Raw genomic sequence first — 24,878 nt, forward strand, 5'->3', positions numbered from 1 at the left:
GTGTCGGGCAGTACTCGAGGGCGTCCCCCGGCCATCACAATTTGACGGATCCCACCAGACCTGGTAAAATCGCTGCGAGCCCGAAAAAGCTCACCACCCTGACAGGAGGTCTCCATGTTCTTCCGTAAGGCGATCGGCGCGATGCAAGCGGTGCTCCGCACGGGCGATCTCGCGCGCCCGATGCACGCGCGGGCCGTATGGGTGATGGATCCCGGAGGTGGGATGAGATAGGTAACGACGTCTCTTCCCCTCTGGCCCCCCCGTTCGGCCCCGCCACAGGCGGGGTTTTTTGTTGCCCGCTTATCGGTTTTCCCCTTCCGTGGTCGCTGTAGCAGTGAGGAATCAGATGCGTAACTTCCTGCGACTGATCCGCTTTCTCAAACCCTATCGTGGGCTTCTGGCCATCGCCGGCGTGCTCACCTTCGTCGTGCTGGCCGGTGAGCTGCTCACACCCGCTATCCTTGGATGGACCATCGATCGGGGCCTGAGCCGCCGTCGCATGGACCTGGTGTTCCTGTACTCGCTGCTGCTCATGGGCGTGTTCGGCCTCCGCTCGCTGGCCGCCTTCTATCAGGGCTACCTGCAGAATCTGGCCGGACAACGGATGGTGCGGGATTTGCGCCATCAGCTGTACGAGCGACTCCAGTACCTGCCCATCAGCTTCTACCGGTCCATGCCCACGGGGCAGATCATGTCCCGCGTGACCAGCGACGTGGAGGCGGTGCAGGAGTTCGTGGCCTGGGGGCTGCTCTTCCTGATCGCCGCCTCGGTCTCCTTCGTCGGCACGTTCATCATCCTGTTGGTGATCAACTGGCGGCTCTCGCTGGCGGTGATGGCCCCCATCCTGCCGCTGGCGTTGGTCGTCTTCCTGTTCGATCGCCGCATCGGCCCGGCCTGGGAGACGATCCGGGAGCAGATGGGCAGACTTACCACGGTGCTGCAGGAGGCCATCAGCGGCGTGCGCGTCGTGAAGGCCTTCGCCCGTGAGGTCCACGAGGTCCGACGATTCGGCGCTCAAAACGAGGCATACCGGGCTAAAAACCTCCACCGGGCTCACGTCGAGGCCCGCTCCTTCCCGCTGATGGATCTGCTCATCGGCATGTGCTTCGTGCTGCTGACGTTGTATGGTGGACGCAAGGTGATGAGCGGAGAGGTCACCCTGGGCACCTTCTTCGCCTATCAGTGGTACCTGTGGGGCGTGATCTGGCCCGTCCGCATGATGGGCTGGCTGCTCAGCATCATGCGCCAGGCGTTGGCCGCGATCCCCCGTATCCTGGAGATCCTGGACGCGCCCATCCCCATCGACGATGCGCCCCACGCGGTGGCACTGCCCAGAGCACAGGGGGAGATCCGCTTCGAAGACGTCTGGTTCGCCTTTCCGGACGATCCGGAGCGCATGGTGCTCAAGGGGTTCAACCTCACGGTGGAGCCAGGGCAGACGGTCGCCATCCTGGGCGGCACAGGATCAGGCAAGTCCTCCGTCATCAACCTGATCCCCCGGTTCTACGATGTGGCGCGCGGCCGGGTGTGCATCGACGGGCATGACGTGCGGCGGGTGCAGCTGGCCAGTCTGCGCCGCCAGATCGGCATCGTCCCCCAGGAGACGTTCCTCTTCTCGGCGACGGTGCGGGACAACATCGCCTTCGGCCGCCCGGACGCCACCCAGGAGGAGATCGAGGCGGTGGCCCGGCTGGCGCAGGCCCATGACTTCATCACGGCGCTGCCGAAGGGATACGACACCCGCGTGGGCGAGCGAGGCATCGGCCTCTCGGGCGGCCAGAAGCAGCGGATCGCCCTGGCGCGAGCGTTGCTCATGGACCCGGCCATCCTCATCCTGGATGAGGCGACATCCAGCGTGGACACGGAGACGGAATACGAAATCCAGAAGGCGCTGGAGCAGGTCATGGCCACACGCACCAGCGTCGTCATCGCCCAGCGCCTGTCCACAATCAAGACGGCCGACAAGGTCGTGGTGCTCAGGGACGGCCGTGTGGTGGAAGAGGGCACCCACGCCGATCTGCTGGCCCGCGGCGGAGAATACACCCGTCTGTACAACCTGCAATTCCGCACGCAAGAGGCGCTATCCGCTGAGGGCGAGCGAGCCTTGGCCGGGGCGACACACAACACACAGCCCGCAACACGCAACACGTAATGCGTAAAACGTAAAGGTGAGGTGCCAGACATGCCTTTCGAGTCCTTTGAAGAGGAGATGGAGGAGGCGCAAAAGGCGCCGTTCAATACCGCCCACTTCCTGCGGATGATGGGCTACCTCCGCCCGTACCGACGCTATGCGCTGTGGGTGCTTCTCGTCCTGATCATCAGCGCGGGGGCCAACCTGGCAGAGCCCTACCTGTTGCGGGTCGCCGTGGACTACGGGATCCAGGCCCAGGATCTGCGCACGCTCTACATGTCGGTGATCGGCATGGTGCTGCTGCGGCTCGTCAAGTGGGCCGCCGGATATACCCGCATCTACCTGACGAACGCGATCGGCCAGGGGGTGCTCCACGATCTCCGTCAGACGTTGTTCACCCACATCCAGAAGCTCTCGCTACGCTTCTACGACCAACGGCCGGTGGGGCGCATCATGTCCCGCATCACCAGCGACGTCGACACGATCAGCAACCTGATCAATCGCGGGCTGGTAAACGCCGCCGGGGAGGGCATCAGCCTGATCGGCATCGTGGTCATCATGTTCGCCATCGAGTGGCGGCTGGCGCTCATATCCTTCGCCGTCTTCCCGTTCCTGATCCTGTTGGGAGCCCGAGTGCGCCCGGCCATGGAGGCCGCCTGGACCAACGTGCGCCGCAGCATCTCCAACGTCAACGCCAATCTCAACGAGTCCATCAACGGCATCGAGGTAACCCAGGCCTTCGTACGCCAGGAGCGCAACATCCGCACCTTCGACCGCCTCAACAACAACATCCTGGACAGGACCATGGAGGCTGTGCGGTGGGAGATGATCATCTGGCCCTCGGTGGAGTTCGTGGGCGTGGTGGGCACGGCCATGGTCGTATGGTACGGGGCGCTGCTGGTCCTGCGCGGCGAGGTGACGGTCGGGTTCATCATGGCGTTCGTGAACTACCTATGGTTCTTCTGGGGGCCCGTGAGCGCCATCAGCCGCACGTACAGCCTGCTGCTCAGCGCCATGGCCTCGGCCGAGCGCATCTTCGAGTTTCTGGACACGGAGCCGGAGGTGGCCGACAGGCCGAATGCCATCACCATGCCACGGATCCAGGGTGATATCCGCCTGGAACACGTGTCCTTCCGATATGATCCGGATGAGCCGGATGTGCTGCACGACATCGACCTGCATATCCGGCCCGGGGAGACGGTGGCCATCGTCGGCCCCACCGGGGCGGGCAAGACGACGCTGGTCAACCTGATCATGCGTTTCTATGATCCCACGCAAGGTCGCGTGCTGATCGATGAACACGATCTGCGTGACGTCCAGCTGGTGTCCCTGCGCTCGCAGATGGCCATCGTGCTGCAGGAGTCCTTCATGTTCTCGGGCACCATCGGCGAGAATATCCGATACAGCCAGCTGGACGCCAGCGACGAGGAGGTTCGGAGAGCCGCACAGGCTGTGGGGCTGGACGAGTTCATCCAATCGCTGGAGGACGGCTACGATCACGAGGTGGGAGAACGGGGCGGGCGGCTTTCCGTGGGGCAGCGACAGCTGGTCGCCTTCGCCCGGGCGTTGCTGGCCGACCCGCGCATCCTGATCCTGGACGAGGCGACAGCCAGCGTGGACACGGAGACGGAGCGGACGATCCAGCGCGCCATGGCCCGGCTGTTGGAGGGGCGAACGGCCCTCATCATCGCGCATCGCCTCTCCACCATCCGCAACGCCGACCGCATCCTGGTGATGCAGGATGGCCGCATCGTGGAGGACGGCACGCATGAGGAGCTGCTGGCGCGACGAGGACTGTATCATCGCCTGTACATGACTCAGTTCGCCAGCCGGCCGGTGGAGGACGTGATGTCCTCACACGGTCAACCCGCCTATTGATCTTCGCTTAGAGTGTGTCTGAGAAATGCTGTTACTTCCTAATATTTTGGCATGGGTAGCGAAGGGCAGTGCCCTTCGCTACCCAAAGGGCCAAACCACAGGGACGGTCCATAAAATCGTCCCTGCGCATCAGGGGAATCGCGTATCCTGACAGGGCAGGGTGCAAAGTCGGCGACAAAGCGGTATAATACGCCCATTCCGAGCATGAATCCCTACGCGCGTGCCTACGTACCCCTCATGCTCCCATCACAGACGATCGGAGGACTCCCATGCTTCATCCCCATATGGTCCCGCCGGGCGATCCTATCCGCCTCAAAGATATCGACCCTCGATACACCGGCGATTATGAGAACAAGTCCGCAGCCAAAGCGGACCTGAAGAAAGATCGCAAGCGTCTGATCCAGCTTCAGGAACTGCTCTATGCGGAAGGGAAGCGCAGCCTGCTCATCATCCTGCAGGGCATGGACACCAGCGGCAAGGACGGCACCATCAAGCACGTGATGCGAGGCGTGAACCCCCAGGGGTGCGTCGTGACCTCGTTCAAGGTGCCCACGCACCAGGAGCTGGCCCACGATTTCCTGTGGCGGGTTCACAAGGCGGTCCCAGCCAAGGGGATGATCGGCATCTTCAACCGATCCCACTACGAGGATGTGCTGGTGGTGCGTGTGCACAATCTGGTGCCCCGGAAGGTGTGGGAGAAGCGGTACGATCAGATCAACGCCTTCGAACGTACGCTGGCCGAGAACGACACCGTGATCCTGAAGTTCTTCCTACACATCTCCAAAGAGGAGCAAAAGAGGCGGCTCCAGGCCCGGCTGGATCAGCCCCACAAGCGCTGGAAGTTCAACCCGGCCGATCTCAGGGAGCGAGCGTTGTGGGACAAGTACGTGGCCGCGTACGAGGACGCCATCAACCGCTGCTCGACGGAGTGGGCGCCCTGGTACGTGATCCCCGCCGACCACAAATGGTACCGCAACCTGGTCATCGCCCGCGTCATCGCGGACACTCTGGAACGATTGGACATGCACTTCCCGGAGCCGGCGGAGGACCTGGAAAAGATCACGATCCCGGATTAATCTCTGCGGTGGGCGGATTGAGATGGTCCACATCTTTACGATGAGGCTGGAAGACATACAGCCCAGCCAGCTGTTCATCAACGCCGAAAAGCTGTCCCACGTCCTGCGAACATTCGATCCATCCGATCCCGAGACGCTTCCCCCCATCCCCGTGAGGAAGCTGGCAGGCCAGATCATCTTCACGGACGGACATACAAGGGCGCTGGCGGCCTTCCTGAGCGGCCACCCCGAGATCCGGGTGTTCTGGGACGAGGATGAGCTGGACTGGGAGGCGTATGCCATCTGCGTGCAGTGGTGTCGGGAGGAAGGTATCCGCACCATAGCGGATCTCAAGGATCGAGTGATCCCCCGCGAGGAGTATGAGCGGCTTTCTGGAAAGGGGCTCCCTGCCTCCCAGGGATCCCGTGCGCGCAAACGGGTAAGAATCGGAGCTGGGGCGTGGGGGCTCCACCCGCTCGGCGGGATATGAGGGGGTTTTAGCCTCTCGCGAGCAACTCCTGCACCCGCTCGTCCACATAGCGGGCGAATCGCTTCAACGCCGCCTCGTCAAAGCGCCCAACGTCGCCGCGCCCTCGATAGGCCGCGAGCGCCTGCTCCACGACCTCCCCGTACACCTTTGGGAAGGCTGCAACCGCCCAGGCCCCCGCTTCCTCCTTCGACGAGATATGCCCCTCCAGAAGGTATTCGTACACCCGGCAGAGGTTCAGGACGCCATACACCGGATTCTCCGCGATCTCATCCCGGGCGTCCTCGAAGTCGTACAGGAGGGCCGCCACATAGTCCTCCGCCGGGACTTCGGGGAAGACATCCCCGATAGGCTCTCCATGGAGGCAGACGCCCCGATGCCGGGTGATCGTGATGTGGGCCGCCAGGTCCGGATCCCTGTATCGCGTGCGGTTCCATCCCCGCCACTCCCCGGTGGCCAGATGCCTCTCGTTTTGCGCTCGCCACGTCTCGCTGTAGTGCAGGTCAAAGGGGGTGGGATACCGCCAGGGATGCAGATCCTCCTCCCGCAGGAAGGAGATCTCGATGGGGACCGGACGCCCTGAGCATCGCAACAACACCTCGATCACCGCCCGCTTCGTCTCCACGGACATGCCGGTCCGGGTCACGACCAGCAGATCGATGTCGCTGCACTCCGGGTTGAAGCAGCCCATCGCCAACGAGCCGTGCAGGTACACGCCGACGAGGTTTTCCCCCAGCAGCTCACGCACTTCCGCCAGAAAGCCATCCACCTGCGCCCGCACCGGGGGCGGACAATCCGGCCAGCCGAATTGTGCCATGCGGCTACCCCAGCTCCCTGGTCAGATGCAGCTCGTTGTCATGCGGCGTGATCCCACGGCCATCGGGGACGTATCCCAACTTCGGGTACAGGCGATTGGCCGCGGCATACTCCGGCGACTGCACCACGGAAATCCCGATGACGTTCCTGCCGCGCTGGAGCGCGAGCTGTTCCGCCGCCCGGATCAGCGCTGTCCCGATGCCACGCCGCTGATATTCCGTGATCACGTTCAAGTCCACGATCTCCGGGATCCCCTGCTCCCGAAAAGGCGCATACTTGGAGGCCCACACCAGCGTCACATAGCCGACCACCCTATCCCCCCAGAGCGCCAACAGGACGTCTCGCTCACCACGCTGCTGCTCCCGCCAATAGCGCTCGTATTGCGCTCGCGTCTTATGCCAGCGGGCAAACGTACGCATGATCCGGTCGATATCATTCGCCTCCATCGGCCGGATCTCGACCTCCGGCAATGCGCTTTCGCCGGGCGCCACGCGCATCACCCATCCTCCGCCACCACGAGCAGCTTGTCCCGCCACTCCTGCGACAGCACAGGGCAGGAAGCCAGCTCCAACGCCGCCTCCCGGTCCTGACGCCGATTCTGCACCACGGCCATAGCCCGCGCCACCGTCCACTGGGGGAACGGCCGCTCCAGCAGCGTCACCGGCATCCCGGCCTCCACATATCCCTCCGCCAGCACCCGCAGATACCAGCCGATCCGCCCGGTCTCCACCACCCGCGCCGTCAGGTCCTTGATCCGCCACCGTCGTGCGATCTTCCAGCAGGGCTGACGGGGCTGAGAGACCTGCACACGCACATCGCCGATCGCGTACACGTCCCCGATGCAAACCGACTCCTCCGTCTGCCCGTCAATGGTGAAGTTCTCCCCGAAGGCGCCATGGGGCAGATCCGGAAGCGCCAGTTCGGCCCGCCAGAGCGGATAGTGAGCGGCGGCGTAGGCCAGCACCGCCTTGTCCGGCCCCCCGTGATTCTTCCGATCCGCCTGGCCATCGCCGGCCAGACCGGTGCTCCCCAGCCGGATCGGCCCCTGCACCGGTTCCTTGGCGATCGCGCTCTCCCAAGCTCGATCCATCGGATCGGACGCGTCGGGATCCCCCCAACGACGAGGGAGCCCCACCTGGATCGAAACCAAAGTAGCCATATATCATTCCTCCCAGTCTGAGAATACGACGATAGACAATGAACGAAAACGACGGACGGGGCGCGCTAGAAAAGCGGCCAGAGGATGGGCAAGAAGATCATCGAGACGAGCAGGATCACAAGGTTCAAGGGCAGCCCCACCCGGGTGTAGTCGAAGAAGCGGTACCCGCCCGGCCCGAAGACCAACACGTTCGCCTGATGTCCCACCGGCGTCAAGAAGCTCGTCGAGGCGCCGATGACCGTGGCCAGGGCGAAGGGATGCGGGCTGGCCCCGATCCCCAGGGCGATGTCGATGGCGATGGGCACGATGAGCACGGTGGCAGCCGCATTCGACATCACCTCGGTGCTCAACGCCGCCAGCACGTAAACGCCCATGAGGAGCCCTATGGGCCCCAGGCTGCGCAGCCCCTCGATCAACAGGTCGGCCAGGAAGCGGGCCGTTCCCGTCGCCTCCATGGCCGTGCCCAGCGGCAGCATGCCAGCGATCAGGAAGACGCTGCGCCACTCGATGCTCTCATACCCCTCGTCCATGGTCAGACATCCGGTCAGGACCATGAGCACCGCCCCGATGACCATGGCCAGCGAGACGTGAAACCCGGCCAGGCTGGTCAGGGCCAACACAAGCCCCATGATCCCGATGGAGATCGGCGCCTTCCCCGGCCGCTGGGAGGTCAGCGCCACCGGCTCCAGCACCAGGAACTCGTTGGACTCCTGGAGGACGGGAAGCCGGCGACGAGGCCCCTGCAACAACAATGTATCGCCGAAGCGCAGCCGCACATCACGCAGGCGCTGCAGGATCGCCTCGCCATGCCGCCAGATGGCCAGGGCGGTGAACCCGTACCGATCCCGGAAACGAACCTCCCGCAGCGTACGCCCCGTCAGGCGGGACCGGGGCGATAGGGTCGCCTCCACGATGCAACTCCTATCGGAGTCCATCTCCTCCAGCCCCATCACCCGCTCCGCCTCGATCGTCAGCTTCAGCCTTCTCCGAACCCGCAGCAGGTTCTCCACACCACCCGCGATCATGATGAGGTCGTGAGGCTGGAAGCGCGTCTCCGGGCGCGGGGGAGCGATCACCCGATCGTCGTGGATCACGGCCAGGACGGTCAAGTCGTACTCCGATCCCAGGTTCGATTCGGCCAGCGTCTTCCCCACCAGCGGGCTGTCCGGGGAAACCCGAACCTCGCTGATGTACTCCCGCAGCCGGGAGGTCGCCTCCTGCACATCGAGGGACTCCCGGACCGGGAGGAGCCGCCGGCCAATGGACACCATATACAGGATGCCCGTCCCGAAGACGATCAACCCCATGGGGGTGAAATCGAAGAACCCGAAGGAGGGGATCCCACGCTCGGCCAGTATGCTGGTCGCCAAAACGTTGGGCGGGGTCCCGATCATCGTCATGTTGCCGCCCAGGAGCGACGAGAACGAGAGAGGGATCAGCAACCGTGACAAGGGAACGCGCGCCTGGCGGGAGATCCCCACCACGGCCGGAAGCAACACGGCTGTGGCGCCGATGTTGTTCATGAACGCGGACATCACCCCGCAGGCCAACATGATGATCCCGATGAGCCGGGGCTCGCTGGGGCCGGCCAACCGGATGATGCGCCGTCCCAGGATATCCGCCACGCCCGTCTTGAACAGCCCCCCGGACACGATGTACACGGCCCATACGGTGACAACGGCCGGATTGGCGAAGCCCGCGAACGCCTCCTGCACGCTGACCAGGCCGGTGAGCACCAGGGCGAGGAGGACCAGCAGAGCCACCACGTCCACGCGCAGCTTCTCCGTGGCGAAGAGCACCACCGCCGCCATGATAATGGCCAGCGTGAGGAGGATCTGTGGGGTCATTGGGCCCTCCCTATCCCTCGATGCCGGGGCCGACGCGATGCAACGGACCGCGAAATCTCGTGCCGGAAGTGTACGTCGTGCATCCACTTCAGGCAAATCGCCGATCATCCCGGGGGCACCCCTTCGATAGCTTTCTCAATCCGCCTTGAACCGTATCCGCCCCAGCCCGATCAAACGATTTCTGACAGTTTATTCATACTAGGCGTCTACTCACAAAAACGTGCTACAATGTATTAGACCTTTCCTGTATGATGGCAACCGGCCGAGGCCCATCCTTTGTGTACGCTCCCTCCAGAACCTTCCAGGCCACAGCCGGATGCCCACGTCCCATCCGCCGTACCTCATTCCCTCCTCATGCTCCCACGGTACTCACCGGGAAGGGAGATCCTCCATGCCCCATTCTCGCCAGTTGCTCCTCTCCACCCCGCGCCACCATGAGGCGAAGCGAAAGGAGGCCTTATGCCACGACGATACGCCACGTTCGTCACCGCGGTCGTCCTCACCTTGCTCCTGCTGACAACGGCGACGCCGGTCAACGGACAAAAACTGCTCAACCTGAGCGCCTGTAAGGATTTCGCCTACTCCACTGAGGAGGACTTCCTGACCCAGGGGCCAACGCCGGCCGACGGCAACCCCCTCATCTCCGATGGCGACCTGCTGGGCCGCTCCCATGCCGTGTGCGCCCGCAACCGAGACCTTCTGGCATCCTGGGACGTCTCCGATGACCTGGGGCTGGATGCGGCCGATATCCTCGATGTCGACCGGAGCCTGGTGGCGTTCTCCACGGAGCTGGACGACCCACAGGGGCGCTTCCGGGCCGGAGACCTGCTCATCACCAGCGGCGCGATCATCCCCAACGCCGCCCTCCTCTCCCGCTTCCAGGTGGATCACGACCTGGGGTTGGACGCCGTGCACTTCATCGGCTCGGAGGAGAGGATCATCGCCTTCGTGGTGGACGCCGCGAAGAGGGACCGAGCCTTCTGGCTCGGGGGACGCCTGATCGAGTTCCTGCAACGCTACGAGATCGACATCTGGTTCTCCACGGAGGGTACGGAGCGAAGGGCGAGCGCGACGGAGATCCTGGACGGAGATCTGCTATCCGTGCGCACAGGCACGGTGGTCATCCGCCAGGACGCGCTGCTGCCGGCCACGGTGCCGGCGGGCATCCCCAAACGCGGCGTGGACTTTGGGCTCGATGCCGTCACCACCACGCGGCGAGGGGACCGCTTTCCCCTGCGCTTCTCCACCGAGATCCTCTATCGCAAGGAACCCGCCTTCAACGACGGCGACATCCTGCGCTACGGGGATGGCATCGCCATTCGACACACCGATCTGGTGGCTCCCTTCGAGCCACGGGCCCGGTTCCTGGGCGTTGATGCGCTCTACATACACGTCCAGCCGCTGGGATTCAAGTCATTCCTCCCGTGGGTGCTCAAGCTATTCAACGACCGCACCGGAGGCAAGTTATGAACGACCGATCCATGCGATCTTTCCATCCCGTAGCACAGGACAAGGAGTCCAACATGTCTCGGAAAGTAAGCTGGCTCTTGATCATCATCCTGCTGGCGGTGATGGCGCCTGCGCCCGCCGCCGCGCAGAAATCCTCCTATCCGCTGGACAACTGCCGCATGGGCGCCTTCTCCACGGAGGAAGACTTCGTGATGCAAGAGGGCGAACCCTATGATGGCAACCCGTACATATCAGACGGGGATGTCCTCAACTCCGCCGGCAACGTCTGCGCCCGCAACGCCGACCTGCTGGCCGCCTTTTACGCCACTGCCGCGGCGCCAGACCTGGGGCTGGATGCGCTGGATATCCTGAACATCAAGGACCGGGTCGTCGCCTTCTCCACGGAGCTCGACGACCGGGAGGGGCGGTTCACCGCCGGGGACCTGCTGTTCACTCCCGGCTTCGTCATCCCTAACATCGCCCTGGTCGCCCCCTTCAACATCACCTACGACATCGGCCTGGATGCGGTGCAGTTCATCGGGACCCAGGAGAACATCCAGAGCTTCGTGGACGGCCTCGCGAACACTCCTCGAGATGAGCTGCTGAAGAACCCTCGCCTGCTCCAGGACCTGCTGAAGCGGCGCAAGGTCGACATCTGGTTCTCCATCGAGGGCACGGCCAACCGCCCGGGGGCATCGCCGATCCTGGACGGGGACCTGCTCTCCGTCGCGACGGGGACCATCATCGCCGGGAACGACACGTTGCTACCTGCATCGGTGCCAGCGGGCATCCCCAACCGTGGCGTGGACTTCGGCCTGGACGCCGTCGCCACATCACGCGCCGCGGACTCGGAGACGACGCTGTCCAATCTGGTCTTCTCCACTGAAATCCTGTACGAGTCCGAGAAGCTCAGCTTCACGGACGGTGACGTGCTCAAGTTCGGCGATGGGGTCCAGACCACCAACGACGCCCTCATCGCCAAGTTCACCCCGGCCGCCGACTTCCTGGGATTGGACGCCCTGTCCGCCGCCCAGCCGTTGGAGGAGCCGGAGCCGATCATCACGTTGATCGGCAACAAATCCGTCTGGGATATCGATGGCGGGTTCGTCCCCATCGGGTCCGGCGGCACGGGCCTGTACTGGCAGGGGCTCTCCACGGGCTCCCCCACGCCGCCGCGCCGTCCCTTCGGCTGGTATATCCCCATCGACGGATACCTGAGCGATGATATCGTGGAGTTTCGCGTGGCCTTCCGCAAGGCCGGGGATCCGGCACCCGCGCCCGGCACAGCGCCCGGGATCGAGACCCACTGGCGCACGTGGGAGTGGTATGCCACGCCGCCATACTGCCGCCCCACCGGCACCTTCGACTCCGCCCCCAACGGCTGGTTCGATGCGGCCACCTACCGATTCCTGCGCGCCGGCGGCGGTGGCTGCCCGAACGGAGGGCTGGTCCTGGCCGTGTGGGATACCCTGAACGACCCGAACGTGTCGGACAAGGATGGCCACTACGTGATCTGGCTGGAGTGGCGCACCGCCCCCGCCGGGCCGATCTACCGGGAGCCGGTGGACCACCACGTGCAGATGGACAACACGCGCCCCAAGATCGACAAGCTGGAGCTGCGCACGCCCGACGGCACGGTGGTGCAGCCATGCGGCGGAGCACCGGCTGGCACGCACGTCCTCCAGGTTTTCGGGGAGTTCTCCGACGAGTACTTCCTGGGATACCGACTGCGGACGCGTGGCGGCAACCCGCCCGCCTCCAAGTACTATCCCAGCTCAACCGGCTGGCATCAGTACTGGGATGGGGCCCCTTACGCCACGAACCTGGATCAAAACGGCACCACCCCCGCCGGGTTGCAGTACCTGCGTGATATCGACATGAACGACCTGGGGGCCTCCTTCGTGGAATGCTGCTACGTGTTGGACCTGTGGATCAGTGATGCCGCCATCCGCCACAACTTCAACCGATTCTACGCCTGGCCGGGTCATCCCTGGAGCTGGCCGAACAAATTCCTCACCTTCGCGGCCGCTCCATAACCGCACGCGACGGGCAGAGACGCCCACGATCGCTCACCGAGGCGACCCATTGAAGAGATGGGGCGCCTTTCTTCTGCATCCCTGATCCAGCAGCCCTCATGGGGGAGATCACCCGATCCTCGAACCTTAAAAATGAGCCGATCGGCTTATACACCAACCGCTTGCCGCATGATATATTGAACTGTGGGCCCGACCGGCCCCCTGAACCTACTGCCGAGGTCGCATGCGATGAGCGATACAGTCCCTGACCATACCCTTACCCCACACTCAGACACAGCGGACACGAAGGCTCCCCCGATCACCAAGGCGTCCCTACAGGAGATGCTCGACGGGATCGTGCGGGACAACCTGCGCCCGGTCACCGCTGGGCTGAGCGCATTCTACTCCGTCCTGGGCCTGTGCTACCTCCTGTTCCTGCCCGCCCCCCTCCATGTCCCACTGGTAGCCACAGCCTTCGGGACGGCCGCCCTCCTGATCGGCATCTACGACCGACTGCGGCGGAGCTCCCTCTCCACGCGCTGGGCGCATCCGCTGGGAGCGGGCGTCGTGTTCCTGGCGCTCATCAACACGCTGCTTTATCTGCGGCTCACAGCCGACCTGGCACAGACGACGGTGCTCATCCTGCTCGTCGTCGGCGCCGCTCTCTTCCTCCTCTCCTGGCGCTGGCTGGCGCTCCTCCTGGCCGTCATTCTGGTGGGATGGGTCCTGACCGTCCGATCGGTCGCCCCCTCCCAGTCCTCCATGGAGTGGGTCCACTTTGGGTTCAGCCTGGGTGTGGCCATGCTCATGGCCGTTCTGACGCAGCGAGCCCAAATCCGGACCTACCGGCGCTTCGCCAATCTGTGCCTACAGGACGCACATCGGCGGCACAAGCTGGAGGACGCCCTGGCTATCGCCCGGGAGAGCGCGGAGAAATACAGAGACCTCTTCGAAAACGCGAACGATCTGATCCAGAGCGTGGGTCCGGACGGATCCTTCCACTACGTGAACCGTGCCTGGCGGGAAACGCTGGGATACAGCGAAGAGGAGATCCCCCACCTCACTCTACGCGACATCCTCCACCCCGACTCGATCGAGCACTGTACCAAGATCCTCCAACGGGTCCTCGCCGGGGAGGTGGTGGAGGGGGTCGAGGCGAAACTTGTAGCAAAAGACGGCAGGATCATCATTGTGGAGGGGAACGTGAATTGCCTCTTCAAAGATGGTCAGCCCGTCACCACCCGGGGCATCTTCCGGAACATCACGGAACGGAAGCTGGCGGAGGAGGCCCTCGAGAAGGAGCGAGACTTCATCACCAAGATCCTGGACACGGTGGGCGCTCTGATCGTCGTGTTGGATCGAGAGGGCCGAATTGTACGGTTCAACCGCACTTGCGAGCGCGTCACGGGATACTCGTTCGCCGAGGTGAAGGGGAAACGGGTCTGGGAGATCCTCCTGATCCCCGAGGAGGTGGAGCCCGTCAAAGCCGTATTTGAGGACCTGCGCGCCGGCCGTTTCCCCAACGAGTACGAGAACTATTGGGTCACCCGGACGGGCGATCGTCGCCTGATCGCATGGTCCAACACCGCCATCCTGGATGCGGAAGGCCAGGTGGAATACATCATCGGGACGGGGATCGACGTCACTGAACGCCGTAAGATCGAGCGGGCCCTGGAGAAGGAGCGGAAACTGCTCCACACGCTCATCAACCATCTGCCCGATTTCATCTACGTAAAGGACTCGGAGGGACGATTCATCCTGGTGAACGAAGCCGTCGCACACCGCATGGGGGCCTCGACGCCGGATGAATTGATCGGGAAAACCGACTTCGATTTCTATCCCCAAGAACTTGCAACTCAATACTACGAGGACGAACAAGCTATCATGAGATCTGGAAAACCATTGCTGAACAAGGAAGAGCCCGGTAGGGACGAAGCCGGTGCACCGAGATGGCAACTGACCACGAAGATCCCCCTGCGAGACAGCGACGGCCAGGTGATCGGATTGGTCGGGATCACCCGGGATATCACGGAGCGCAAGCGGGCGGAGGAGAAGCTTCGGCTTCAGGCTACCGCATTGGAGGCGGCGGCCAATGGGATCGTCATCACCGACCAGGATGGGACCATCCAATGGGTCAATCCCGCCTTCACCCGGCTGACCGGCTACACGGCAACGGAGGCCATCGGGCAGAACCCGCGCATCCTGAAGTCCGGGAAGCAAGACCGAGCGTTCTATCAGGACATGTGGGACACCATATTGTCCGGGAAGATCTGGCGCGGCGAACTCATCAACCGGCGTAAGGACGGCAACCTGTACGTGGAGGAGATGAGCATTACGCCGGTGTACGGAGATGAAGGTGAAATCACCCACTTCGTCGCGATCAAGCAGGACATCACCGAGCGGAAACGGGCGGAGGAGGAACTGAGGCAGGCGAAGGAGGCGGCCGAGGCGGCCACCTGTGCCAAGTCCGCCTTTGTGGCCAACATGAGCCATGAGATCCGCACGCCGCTCAACGCCATCATCGGCATGACCAGCCTGCTCCTGGACACGAACCTCGATCCGGAGCAACGCGAGTTCGCCGAGATCATCCGCTCCAGCAGCGACGCGTTGTTGGTCCTCATCAACGACATCCTGGACTTCTCCAAGATCGAAGCCGGGAAGATGGATCTGGAGTACCAGCCGTTCGATCTGCGCACCTGCATCGAGGAAGCCCTGGATCTCGTCGCGACCAAGGCGGCCGAGAAGGGGCTCGACCTGGCGTACTTGATCGATAACGACGTGCCCACCACGCCGATCAGCGATGCCACGCGCGTGCGCCAGATCCTGGTCAACCTCCTCTCCAACGCCGTCAAATTCACCCATGAGGGGGAGGTTGTGGTGTCGGTGACCGGCCGTCCGCTCGATGATCGGTACTACGAGTTCCACTTCGCCGTCCGGGACACCGGCATCGGGATCCCCAAAGACCGCCAACACCGCCTGTTCCAGCCGTTCACCCAGATCGACGCCTCCACCACGCGCCAGTACGGCGGTACCGGCCTCGGCCTGGCCATCTGCAAACGGCTCACCGAGATGCTGGGCGGCTCCATCTGGGTGGAAAGCGAGGAGGGCAAAGGCTCCACGTTCCACTTCACCATCCGGGCCCGGGTCTCCCAAACGCCGGTGGTCAGCCAGTTGACGGAGCCACCGCCCCAGCTCGCCGGCAAGCGCATCCTGATCGTCGATGACAACGCGACCAACCGCCTTATCCTCACCCGCCAGGCCCAGTCCTGGGAGATGGTGCCGCGAGCTACGGCCTCCGGCTCGGAGGCGCTCGAATGGCTCCGCCAGGGCGAACCCTTCGATCTCGCCATCCTCGACATGCACATGCCGGAGATGGACGGCATCACCCTGGCGAAGGAGATCCGCAAGCTTCGTGACAGCGATTCCCTGCCGCTGGTGATGTTGACATCCATCGGCCGCATGGACGGGAGCGATCAGGAGGTGGACTTCGCCGCCTTCCTGAGCAAGCCCATCAAGCCCTCACAGCTCTACAATGTGCTGGTGAGCATCGTGGCCCATCAGCCTATCTCGGTATCCAGGCCCAGCAAGCCACAACGCATCGACTCCTCCCTGGCCGAACGATATCCCCTCCGCATCCTGCTGGCCGAGGACAACATCGTCAACCAGAAGGTGGCCTTACGCCTCCTGGAGCGTATGGGATACCGGGCAGACGTGGCCGCCAACGGCCTGGAGGTGCTGCAGTCCCTCAGGCGCCAGCCCTATGACGTCATCCTCATGGACGTCCAGATGCCGGAGATGGATGGCCTGGAGGCCACCCGTCGGATCCGTCAGCTCTGGGATGCGGATTGTCAACCCTACATCATCGCCATGACCGCTCACGCGCTGCGAGAGGATCGGGATCGATGTCTGGCCGCGGGCATGGACGACTACATCAGCAAACCCGTGCGGGTAGAGGAGCTGTCTGCCGCATTGCAGCGGGGCGCGCAACGCAGAAAAGAGGAGCCTCCCGCAGAGCCCCCGAAGGAGGAAGAGGAACAGGGGCCGGCACTGGACAGGAACACGCTACAACAGTTCCGGGAGACCATGGGAGAGGAAACCCTACAAGAGCTCATCGCCAGCTATCTGGAGGAGGCCCCGCAACTCCTGGCACAGATCCGAGAGGCGCTGGCCCAGGGGGACGCTCCCACCGTGCAACGAGCCGCCCATACCTTCAAGTCCACCAGTGCACTCTTCGGGGCCACCCGGCTGGCCAACCTCTGCAAGGAAGTGGAATTCATGGGGCGCGAGGGCCGATTGGAGAATGTAGAGGAGAAGGTGAATCAGATCGAAGCCGAGTACGAGAAGGTCAAGGCCATCCTGGTACAGGAGCAGGAGGCCACCCTGGAAGCACAGCCGGCCTGATCTCCCCGGCCTCCCGATAGAGGTATAACCTTCTGAAAGGTCCCCGGGATCGTCAAGATCTCGGGGACCTTTCTTCACAAAACGCCCTCACAAGGGGTCTTCCCGCCTTCCTGCTGGATGCGGTCCCACCCCGTGTACACGTGCATTCGCCGCCCACGAGCGTAGCCCACCAGGGTCACATGCCACGCCCGCGCCAGCTCAACGGCCAGAGACGTAGGGGAATTGCGGGTCACGACCACGGGCACCTCCATGCGAGCTGCCTTCCCCAACATCTCGCTGGACACCCGGCCGGTCGTCAGCAGGATCGCATCACGAGTGGGGATGCCACGCAACAGGCACTCGCCTGCGATCTTGTCTAGCGTGTTGTGCCGCCCGATGTCGCTGACCACGACGGCCAGATCCCGCCCATGGCTTAACCCGCTGGTGTGAAACCCGCCCACCTCGCGGTACTCGTCTGCCACGCTTGTGATCAACATCTGCATCAGCGCAGCCAGTTGATCAACCGTCACCTGACGTTCGGAGGTCACCGGCGCGCGCTGAACGGCCATGTCCACGAAGGTGATCCCCCCTCCACACCCGCTCGTCAGCGTGCGATGCTGCGGGAGGTCCACTCCACCATCCCGAAGCTCGACCTCGATCAGAGCCTCAGGCGCCTCCTGGATCCTCAAGCTGCGCACATCGTCCAGCCCTTGGATGATCCCCTCGTTGAACAGGAACCCCAACACAAAGGCCTCAAGATGAGTGGGAGTACAGAGCAACGTCAACCAATGCTGACCATTGATGACCAACGGCCACGCCGTTTCCAGCACGATGGCCTTGCGCGCCGGGGAAAAGGTCTCCTCCTCGACCTCGATGTAAGAGACGGGCTCGCTTCCAGCGATGGTCGGCTTATCGGCGGCAAACGACCACCAGCGGAAGGGGCGAAGATCTGACGGGCGCGCGACACCATTATCCATCCCCTTCCCCTTCACACCTTGCTCGCGCATCGTTCCCCGCCCGCTTTTCTGTCCGCTCAACGGTATCCCTCTGCCCTGGCCAGCGCATCCAAATGCGCCGTCACCACATCCTCGACCGGAAGCACCGCCGACCCACCCAGAGCCCGCTCGTCCACCGTCTTGATATAACGTCCGCACGCCTGACAGCAGTATACGCGGTGCGTCAGGTCCGTGTCAAGCTGAAAGTACCGCGCCGGCCCCGGCTCATCGCCCCCGCAGAAGGGACAGGCCAGCCTGGAAAAGGGCCACTCGGTGTGGCAAAGGGAGCAGGCCAGGATACGCTGGCCGTTCTCGCGGGCCAGCCGGGCCATCCAGGGCTCAGCCCCACACATGGGGCAGATGCCGCGCCGCCAAACGGCCGTTTTCACCCACTCCCGGTAGGGAGCAGCCTGCCTTTCGAAGAAAGGGGACAACACAGCGTTCAACAGGAAGGCCAGAGCGTCGGGATCAGCGGACGTGGCAGCCGCCAATCGCCGAATGCAGGCATTGCCCTCAGAGAGCAGTTCATCGAGCAATACATCGACGTTCGAAGGCGCCACAGCACCTGAGGCCAGCAGCCGATCCAGGGCCTCTCGCGTCATCCCCTCCGGAGGCAGCAAGGCGCGAAGATCCGCCAGCGCCTCCAGGAACCAGGATGAAGGGAGGGGGAGGAGCGCGCCGGCAAACAGGGGGCGCCCGACCTGCCATCTCTCACGAGCCACGGCCGGCTCAACATGGAAGCAGGGCTCCGCTTTCTCCATCAGGGCCGCCTGGAACTCGAGCAGGTCCCGTAAGAGCTCGAGCGCCTCCCGATATTGCGGCATCGCCTGAGCATAACGCTGAATGGCGGCGTATGCCGGGTCCAGAGACGAGTCACATCGAGCTGACATGGCTCACCCCGTCTCGGTGACCGGCTCATACTGGATGATGGGGAGGTAGCGGTTGGCCATGATGTACCCCAGCACGCCGGCGGACACAATGGCGATGGAGATGACAAACTCCATCGGGTGCGGGAAATAGGTCGTGCCGGGACGCGGCGCCAGAGCGATGAGGCTCACATTGAAGCGATTGAGCACTACCCCCAGCACCACCAACATCGCGCTCCAGAAGAGCGCCGTCCGGCTCCGTCGCACGGCCGGCAGCGCGAAGAGGATGAGGGGCACGAGTACACCGCCGATGACCTCCGCCAGAAACAGGACGCTGTACAAACCGCTGGAGAAGATCGCCCCGAACTCGCCCGCCACCAGCAGATCCCCCAGCCTGAACAGCAGATAGAGCCCGAGGATGTAAGGCAGCGCCCGGCCCAGGCCGGCCAGGATCTCCAGATCGATCGAATGCCCCAATCCCCTGCCTCCCAACGACGTCTCAACGATGACCATCGCCGGCCCCACGGCCACCGCTGATAGGAAGAAAAGGAACGGCAGGATGGGGGTAAACCACAACGGATGAATCTTATCCGGCATCAGCAACAGGGTAGAACCCAGCGATGACTGGTGCAGCGTGGAGAGGACGACACCGGCGATGACCAGCGGGATCTGGATGGCCCGGATCAGGCGCAACGGAGCCTCCAGGTTGAAACGCTCAAAGACGCAGGGGCTGAACTCTAAAGCCAGGACGATGGTATAGAGCAACACGCACCAACCCACCTCAAAGAGAGGAGAGTGCAGGTTCCAATAGATGAGGATATGCCAGATACGCCAAGGCTGCCCCAGATCCACGAGCAGAGCCACGATGACCATCAGGTAGCCCAGGAAAGCGGTCAGGATGGCCGAACGGACGATGGGATAGTACTTCTTCAAGTTGAAGATGTACACCGCCGCCGTCAGGGTAAAACCGCCGGCAGCCAGGGCCACGCCGCAGTAGAGATCAAAGCTGATCCACAGGCCCCAGGCGCGGCCGTCACTCAGATTCGTGACGGCGCCGAGGCCGTTCATGTAACGAATGATCGCCACCACCAGCCCGATGACGATCAGAATCCCCAGGATGGAGGTGCTCACGACGGGAAAAGGTCGCCTTTCAGCTTTCATCGCGCTGGCCCTCCTTCTCTGTTGGAGCGCTCACGGCCCGGCCTGTTTCCCTTTGGGCGCTCTGCTGCTCCCGACGTCTGACGATCCAATAAACGCCCGCCATAGCCGCTGATACCACCACAACGGTAGGAGGAACGGCAGCCATGGCCACATCGGCGTAGCGGGGGATGGGCTCCGACTTGAGGGCCGGAAAGCCCAGCCTGTCGAAGGGGACATGAGAGAGGTACAACATGGAGCAGCCCCCCACCTCCTCCTCCCCATAGACATGATCTATGTATCGGTCAGGATGGGCCTGAATCCGGGCATGGGCCTCCCGCAAAAGCTCCTCACGCTCGCCAAACTTGATGGCTCCGGTAGGACAGGTCTTGGCACAGGCCGGCTCCATCCCCTCGGCCAACCGGTCGACGCACATGGTGCACTTGCGGATATAGGGCACCGGCTTATCCCACTCAAAGGTGGGCACCCCGAAGGGACAGGCCAGGGTGCAGTAACGACAGCCAATGCATTTGTAATCATCGTAGACCACCGGTCCTTCGGGAGTTTTGCGCAACGCCCCCACGATGCAGGCCGCAGCGCAAGCCGGTTCCTCGCAATGCATGCACTGCCGCTTGGTGAAGACCCAGGAGAATCGATCCTCCTCGGTCACCTCGTGAAAGGTAACGGTGGTCCAGGTCTTGGCCGACCTCCGGGGCGGGTTCTCGTAGCTACCCCAGTTGTGGGTCACCTCCGCCGGGAGCTCGTTCCATTGCTTGCAGGCAGCCTGACAGCCTCGACAACCGATGCACCGGGTCAGATCCATCAGCATGCCTTTCGCCATCTTCTCTCACCGCCTTTCCCCGATCCTGCTGGCCGGGGCCGACCCTATCGCGCCAGGGACGGCCCCAGCCGTAAGAGCGTGTCTGAAAATTTACCGGCAAGATGTCTGAGGGGTTTCCCTCAACGATCAGCTCCACAGGGGGAAGGCGTGGAGGGGATCTCCCCTCCACGGAAAACCCCGCTTTGCCGGCCTGCACCTGCCTTTCTCGGCCCTTTCCGAAGGACTCAGGCCGAGGCCAGGCAGGTCGAAGGCAAAAGAAGGGCTTTTTCCGGAGGGGCTCCGCCCCTCCGGGCCTCCCCACAGCAGAAGCAACGGTATTCCTCAGACACACTCCAAGCCAGGAGGAGCTATACCTTCCTAATGTCGCAGAGGAATGCCTTGGTCTCAGGGATCATGGTATTGGCGTCACCGACGGGCGGGGTCAGCTCATTGGCGCTGCCCCCAGTGACCAACCCCTTATAGCCCCAGTGCCAGGGCAGCGCCACCTGATGGACGATGCGTCCGTTCAGACGGAAGGGCTGCAGCCGCCGGGTGACGATGGCCACAGCCTCAATGGAGCCACGCACCGACTCAACGATGACCTTCTCGCCATTCCGGATACCCTTCTCGGCGGCCAATTCGGGGCTCATCTCAACGAACATCTCCGGGTGCATCTCCGCCAGCCAGGGCACATTGCGCGTCATGGCGCCACTCTGCCAGTGCTCGGAGACCCGGAAGGTGGTCGCGACAATGGGATACCGCTGGGGATCGCAGGGTTCGCTGATCTCCGGACTACAGGGTATGAAAGCCGGGTTCGTGGCGTTGGCCGGGTGCAAGACGTTGGCCACCGGGCTCTCCCAAGGCTCATAATGCTCGGGGAAGGGACCGTCGGCCAGGCCGGGCCCGAAGATGCGGGCATGACCCTCGGGCTTCATGATGAAGGCATATCTGGCGCCAGGCGGCCAGCCACCGTCGGGCACGTCGCCTTCCCACTTCTTCCCGTTCCAGCGGATGACAAAGCGCGCCGGATCAAAGGGCCGCCCCTGGGCATCGCACGATGCCCGGTTGTAGATGATACGCCGGTTCACCGGCCAGGCCCATCCCCAATTGCTGTACAGTCCAATGCCGGCCGGGTGGGTATCGGTATTATCACGACGCGCCATCATATTGCCGTCCTCGTTGTAGCTGCCGGAATAGAGCCAGTTGGCACAGGCCGTGGAGCCGTCATCCCGCAGCTGAGTGAAGTTCTTCACCCGCTTGCCGGCCGGCACGATGACGTTGCCATCCGCATCCCTCACGTCGCTGACGGCCCAGCCGTTGACCTCCCCAGCCACCTTCTCGATGTCAACCCCGTCCTCGCCGTAGTCCCAGGCCAGCTTGAGGATGGGATCCGGATTGGGACCGGGATCGGCCGCATAGAGTTTGCGCAGTCGGATCATCAATTGATTGATAATCCAGGAGTCAGGCCTGGCCTCGCCCGGCGGGTCCACCGCCTTCCACCGCCACTGCGCCCAGCGGCCGGAGTTCGTGATGCTCCCCTCCTTCTCCACCGAGGCGGCCACGGGCAACAGGAAGACCTCCGTCTGGATAGCAGCAGGATCCACACCGGGCCGCTGCCAGAAGCTGGAGGTCTCCGTGTCCCACAGGTTGACGGCCACCATCCAGTCCAGGTTCTCCATGGCCTTGCGGTTGAGGTTGGCATGCGCTCCACCCACGGCCGGGTTCTGCCCCCAGGCGAAGAACCCCTTGATCTTGCCGGCATACATGTCCTGGAAGAGCTTCAACCATGAGTAGTTGCCGTCGTCCGCCAGTTTAGGCAGCCAGTGATAGCCGAACTCGTTCTCAGGCGTGGCGTTGTCGCCGAACATCCATTTGAGCAAGCTGACGGCATACTTGGGGTAGTGCTGCCACCAGTTGGCGCTCTTGGGATCGTTGGACTTGGGTGTGTAGGCGGCCAGATAGTCCTTCAAGGTTTGATGTCTGGCCCGGGGTGGCTTGAGGTAACCGGGCAGGATGTGGAAGAGCAGACAGTGATCCGTGGAGCCCTGCACGTTGCTCTCGCCACGGAGCGCGTTGATCCCCCCACCCGCCCGGCCGATGTTGCCCAGGAGCAGCTGGATGATCGCAGCGGTTCGGATGTTCTGGGTGCCGTAGGTGTGCTGGGTCCACCCCATGGCGTACATGATGGTGCCCACCTTGTCGGGCGCCCCTGTCGCCGTAAAGGCCTGATAGACCTTCAGGAGGTCATCCTTGGGCGTTCCGGTGATCTGAGAGACGGTGTCGAGGTCGTAGCGGGCGTAATGCTTCTTCAACAGCTGGAAGACGCAATTGGGATGCTGCAGGGTGGGATCTCTCAAAGGAACGCCATCCGCATCGGTCTGATAGGCCCACGTGGACTTGTCGTACCGCCGCGCTTGCGGGTCATAGCCGGTGAAGATGCCATCGCTGAACCCGAACGCCGGATCGATGAGGAAAGAGGCGTTGGTGTGCTCAACGACGTACTCCCGGTGATAGAGCTCGTTGTCCAGGATGTACTTGATCATCCCGCCGAGGAAGGCGATATCGGTACCTGAACGGAGCGGGGCATATATATGCGCCTTGCTCGACGTGCGGGTAAAACGAGGATCCACGCTGATGAGCACAGCCCCGCGATCCATCGCCTCCGTCACCCACTTGAAGGAGATGGGGTGATTCTCGGCCGCATTGGACCCCATGATCAGGATGGCGTCGCTGTTCTTGATGTCGATCCAGTGATTGGTCATCGCTCCTCTACCGAACGACTCTGCCAGAGCCGCAACAGTAGCGGAGTGTCATATGCGTGCCTGGTGCTCGATATAGAGCAAACCCATGGAGCGCAGCGCCTTGACCAGCAGGATGCACTCCTCGTTGTCCAGGGCAGCGCTGCCCACCGAGGCGATCGCCTCGGTGCGACGCACCACGCGCCCCTGTTCATCTTTTTCGATCCAGCTTTCGTCCCTGGTCTTCTTGATACGCTTGGCGATCTCGTTCAGGGCCCAATCCCACTCCACCTCCTGCCACTGGGCAGCCCCGGGAGCTCGATAGAGGGGTTTGGTGATCCTGCGCTTGCTGTTCACCAACTGCGTAAGCGTGCTGCCCTTACTACACAACGCCCCCCGGTTGATAGGATGATCTGGGTCGCCCTCGATGTTCACCACCTTTCCGTCCCGCGCGCCGGCGATCATCCCACAGCCGACGGCGCAGTACGGGCAAATCGTTGGCGTCTCGGTCGTCCACCGGATCTTCGATGCAGGCGGCATCGTCAGCGTCGGCGCCACGGTGCGCTCCATCGCCAACCAGGCAGATGTGGTACTGCCGAGCTTGAGAAACTGTCTTCGAGTCAGTTTCATCACAGACCCTCCCCGCGAAACACACGCGTAGTCCAGGTCATCCGACGGAAGCTCCAACGTCCCGTCCTCGCCTCACGGGCCATCAGGCGGGAACCGGTAGCGGGTCCACCGATCCTGTTCGTCGTACCAGCCCCCGAGTCTATGCCCCCTATTGTAAGTTTAGGCCCTCGGTCACAGCATCGCCAGCCCCTCTGTGACCATCTCCAGGCACCAAAATGGGCCATCCCGTGATGGCCCGAAAGGGGTGTGCGCGATCCCCCAAAGTGCGGAGGACGCCTTCCTATTCACCCGAGGCATCCTTCTGCACACATGTCCCCCGCGAACCCGTGCGGGCGGCCGTCGCCGCCCAGGGCCTTCTCAAAGTCCAGCGTTCATATCGACACACATGACACCTGCAGGGACGAGGATGGGTCCGCTCCTCAAGATTGGCCTTTCGAGTGGCGAAAGGCGCTGCCTTCCGCCACCCGCACCAAGA

15 protein-coding genes and 1 pseudogene are annotated in these 24,878 nt (G+C 63.2%); 7 read left to right on the forward strand and 9 right to left on the reverse strand.

Going from position 1 to position 24,878, the window contains the following annotated elements:
* Positions 1-346 precede the first annotated feature (346 nt).
* The 4 genes and pseudogenes from GXP39_03820 (at position 347) to GXP39_03835 (ending at position 5,455) form a co-directional block, all read left to right on the forward strand.
* The gene (locus GXP39_03820; GenBank protein NOZ27168.1) at positions 347-2,152 is read left to right on the forward strand and encodes an ABC transporter ATP-binding protein; all 1,806 of its coding nucleotides are present in this window, start codon (positions 347-349) and stop codon (positions 2,150-2,152) included.
* Positions 2,153-2,182: 30 nt separating this feature from the next.
* A complete protein-coding gene (locus GXP39_03825) occupies positions 2,183-4,009 on the forward strand; it encodes an ABC transporter ATP-binding protein (protein NOZ27169.1) in 1,827 nt (608 codons plus the stop codon).
* 269 nt (positions 4,010-4,278) lie between these two features.
* Positions 4,279-5,085 carry a polyphosphate kinase 2 family protein gene (locus tag GXP39_03830; GenBank protein ID NOZ27170.1) on the forward strand — a complete coding sequence of 269 codons (807 nt, stop codon included), beginning with the start codon at positions 4,279-4,281 and terminating at the stop codon, positions 5,083-5,085.
* A 22-nt stretch (positions 5,086-5,107) separates the two neighbouring features.
* A pseudogene (locus GXP39_03835) lies at positions 5,108-5,455 on the forward strand (hypothetical protein).
* Positions 5,456-5,561: 106 nt separating this feature from the next.
* Here GXP39_03835 and GXP39_03840 read toward each other — a convergent pair.
* The 4 genes from GXP39_03840 to GXP39_03855 all read right to left on the reverse strand — a co-directional run bounded on the left by GXP39_03840 (position 5,562) and on the right by GXP39_03855 (position 9,373).
* Positions 5,562-6,368, reverse strand: coding sequence for a DUF4111 domain-containing protein (locus tag GXP39_03840; GenBank protein NOZ27171.1), 807 nt, complete (start codon positions 6,366-6,368; stop codon positions 5,562-5,564).
* A 4-nt stretch (positions 6,369-6,372) separates the two neighbouring features.
* Positions 6,373-6,864 (reverse strand): GNAT family N-acetyltransferase, encoded by a 492-nt coding sequence (locus GXP39_03845; protein ID NOZ27172.1) that lies wholly within the window; start codon positions 6,862-6,864, stop codon positions 6,373-6,375.
* A complete protein-coding gene (locus tag GXP39_03850; protein ID NOZ27173.1) occupies positions 6,864-7,526 on the reverse strand; it encodes an MOSC domain-containing protein in 663 nt (220 codons plus the stop codon). Before GXP39_03850 ends, GXP39_03845 begins: the two co-directional genes overlap by 1 nt.
* A gap of 65 nt (positions 7,527-7,591) precedes the next feature.
* The gene (locus GXP39_03855; GenBank protein NOZ27174.1) at positions 7,592-9,373 is read right to left on the reverse strand and encodes an SLC13 family permease; all 1,782 of its coding nucleotides are present in this window, start codon (positions 9,371-9,373) and stop codon (positions 7,592-7,594) included.
* 459 nt (positions 9,374-9,832) lie between these two features.
* Here GXP39_03855 and GXP39_03860 point away from each other — a divergent pair, with 459 nt between their 5' ends.
* From GXP39_03860 to GXP39_03870, 3 genes are all read left to right on the forward strand, one after another.
* Positions 9,833-10,843, forward strand: a complete 1,011-nt coding sequence (locus GXP39_03860; protein NOZ27175.1) for a hypothetical protein — start codon at positions 9,833-9,835, stop codon at positions 10,841-10,843.
* Positions 10,844-10,896: 53 nt separating this feature from the next.
* Positions 10,897-12,858, forward strand: coding sequence for a hypothetical protein (locus GXP39_03865; GenBank protein ID NOZ27176.1), 1,962 nt, complete (start codon positions 10,897-10,899; stop codon positions 12,856-12,858).
* 228 nt (positions 12,859-13,086) lie between these two features.
* On the forward strand, positions 13,087-17,238 hold the full coding sequence (locus GXP39_03870) for a PAS domain S-box protein (GenBank protein NOZ27177.1): 4,152 nt from the start codon (positions 13,087-13,089) through the stop codon (positions 17,236-17,238).
* A 74-nt stretch (positions 17,239-17,312) separates the two neighbouring features.
* Here the strand turns inward: GXP39_03870 and fdhD are convergent, their stop codons facing one another.
* From fdhD to fdnG, 5 genes are all read right to left on the reverse strand, one after another.
* Complete coding sequence (gene fdhD, locus GXP39_03875; GenBank protein NOZ27178.1) at positions 17,313-18,224, reverse strand: formate dehydrogenase accessory sulfurtransferase FdhD; 912 nt, start codon at positions 18,222-18,224, stop codon at positions 17,313-17,315.
* A 26-nt stretch (positions 18,225-18,250) separates the two neighbouring features.
* A complete protein-coding gene (locus tag GXP39_03880; GenBank protein ID NOZ27179.1) occupies positions 18,251-19,102 on the reverse strand; it encodes a formate dehydrogenase accessory protein FdhE in 852 nt (283 codons plus the stop codon).
* Positions 19,103-19,105: 3 nt separating this feature from the next.
* On the reverse strand, positions 19,106-20,239 hold the full coding sequence (hybB, locus tag GXP39_03885) for a Ni/Fe-hydrogenase cytochrome b subunit (protein ID NOZ27180.1): 1,134 nt from the start codon (positions 20,237-20,239) through the stop codon (positions 19,106-19,108).
* Positions 20,229-21,056 carry a 4Fe-4S dicluster domain-containing protein gene (locus tag GXP39_03890; protein NOZ27181.1) on the reverse strand — a complete coding sequence of 276 codons (828 nt, stop codon included), beginning with the start codon at positions 21,054-21,056 and terminating at the stop codon, positions 20,229-20,231. The genes hybB and GXP39_03890 overlap by 11 nt, the downstream gene beginning before the upstream one ends.
* Positions 21,057-21,403: 347 nt before the next feature.
* Entirely contained in the window at positions 21,404-24,403 is a 3,000-nt protein-coding gene (gene fdnG / locus GXP39_03895; GenBank protein ID NOZ27182.1) for a formate dehydrogenase-N subunit alpha, read from the reverse strand.
* Between the last annotated feature and the right edge of the window lie 475 nt (positions 24,404-24,878).

This window comes from Chloroflexota bacterium, assembly GCA_013152435.1.
Taxonomy (GTDB): Bacteria; Chloroflexota; Anaerolineae; order DUEN01; family DUEN01; genus DUEN01.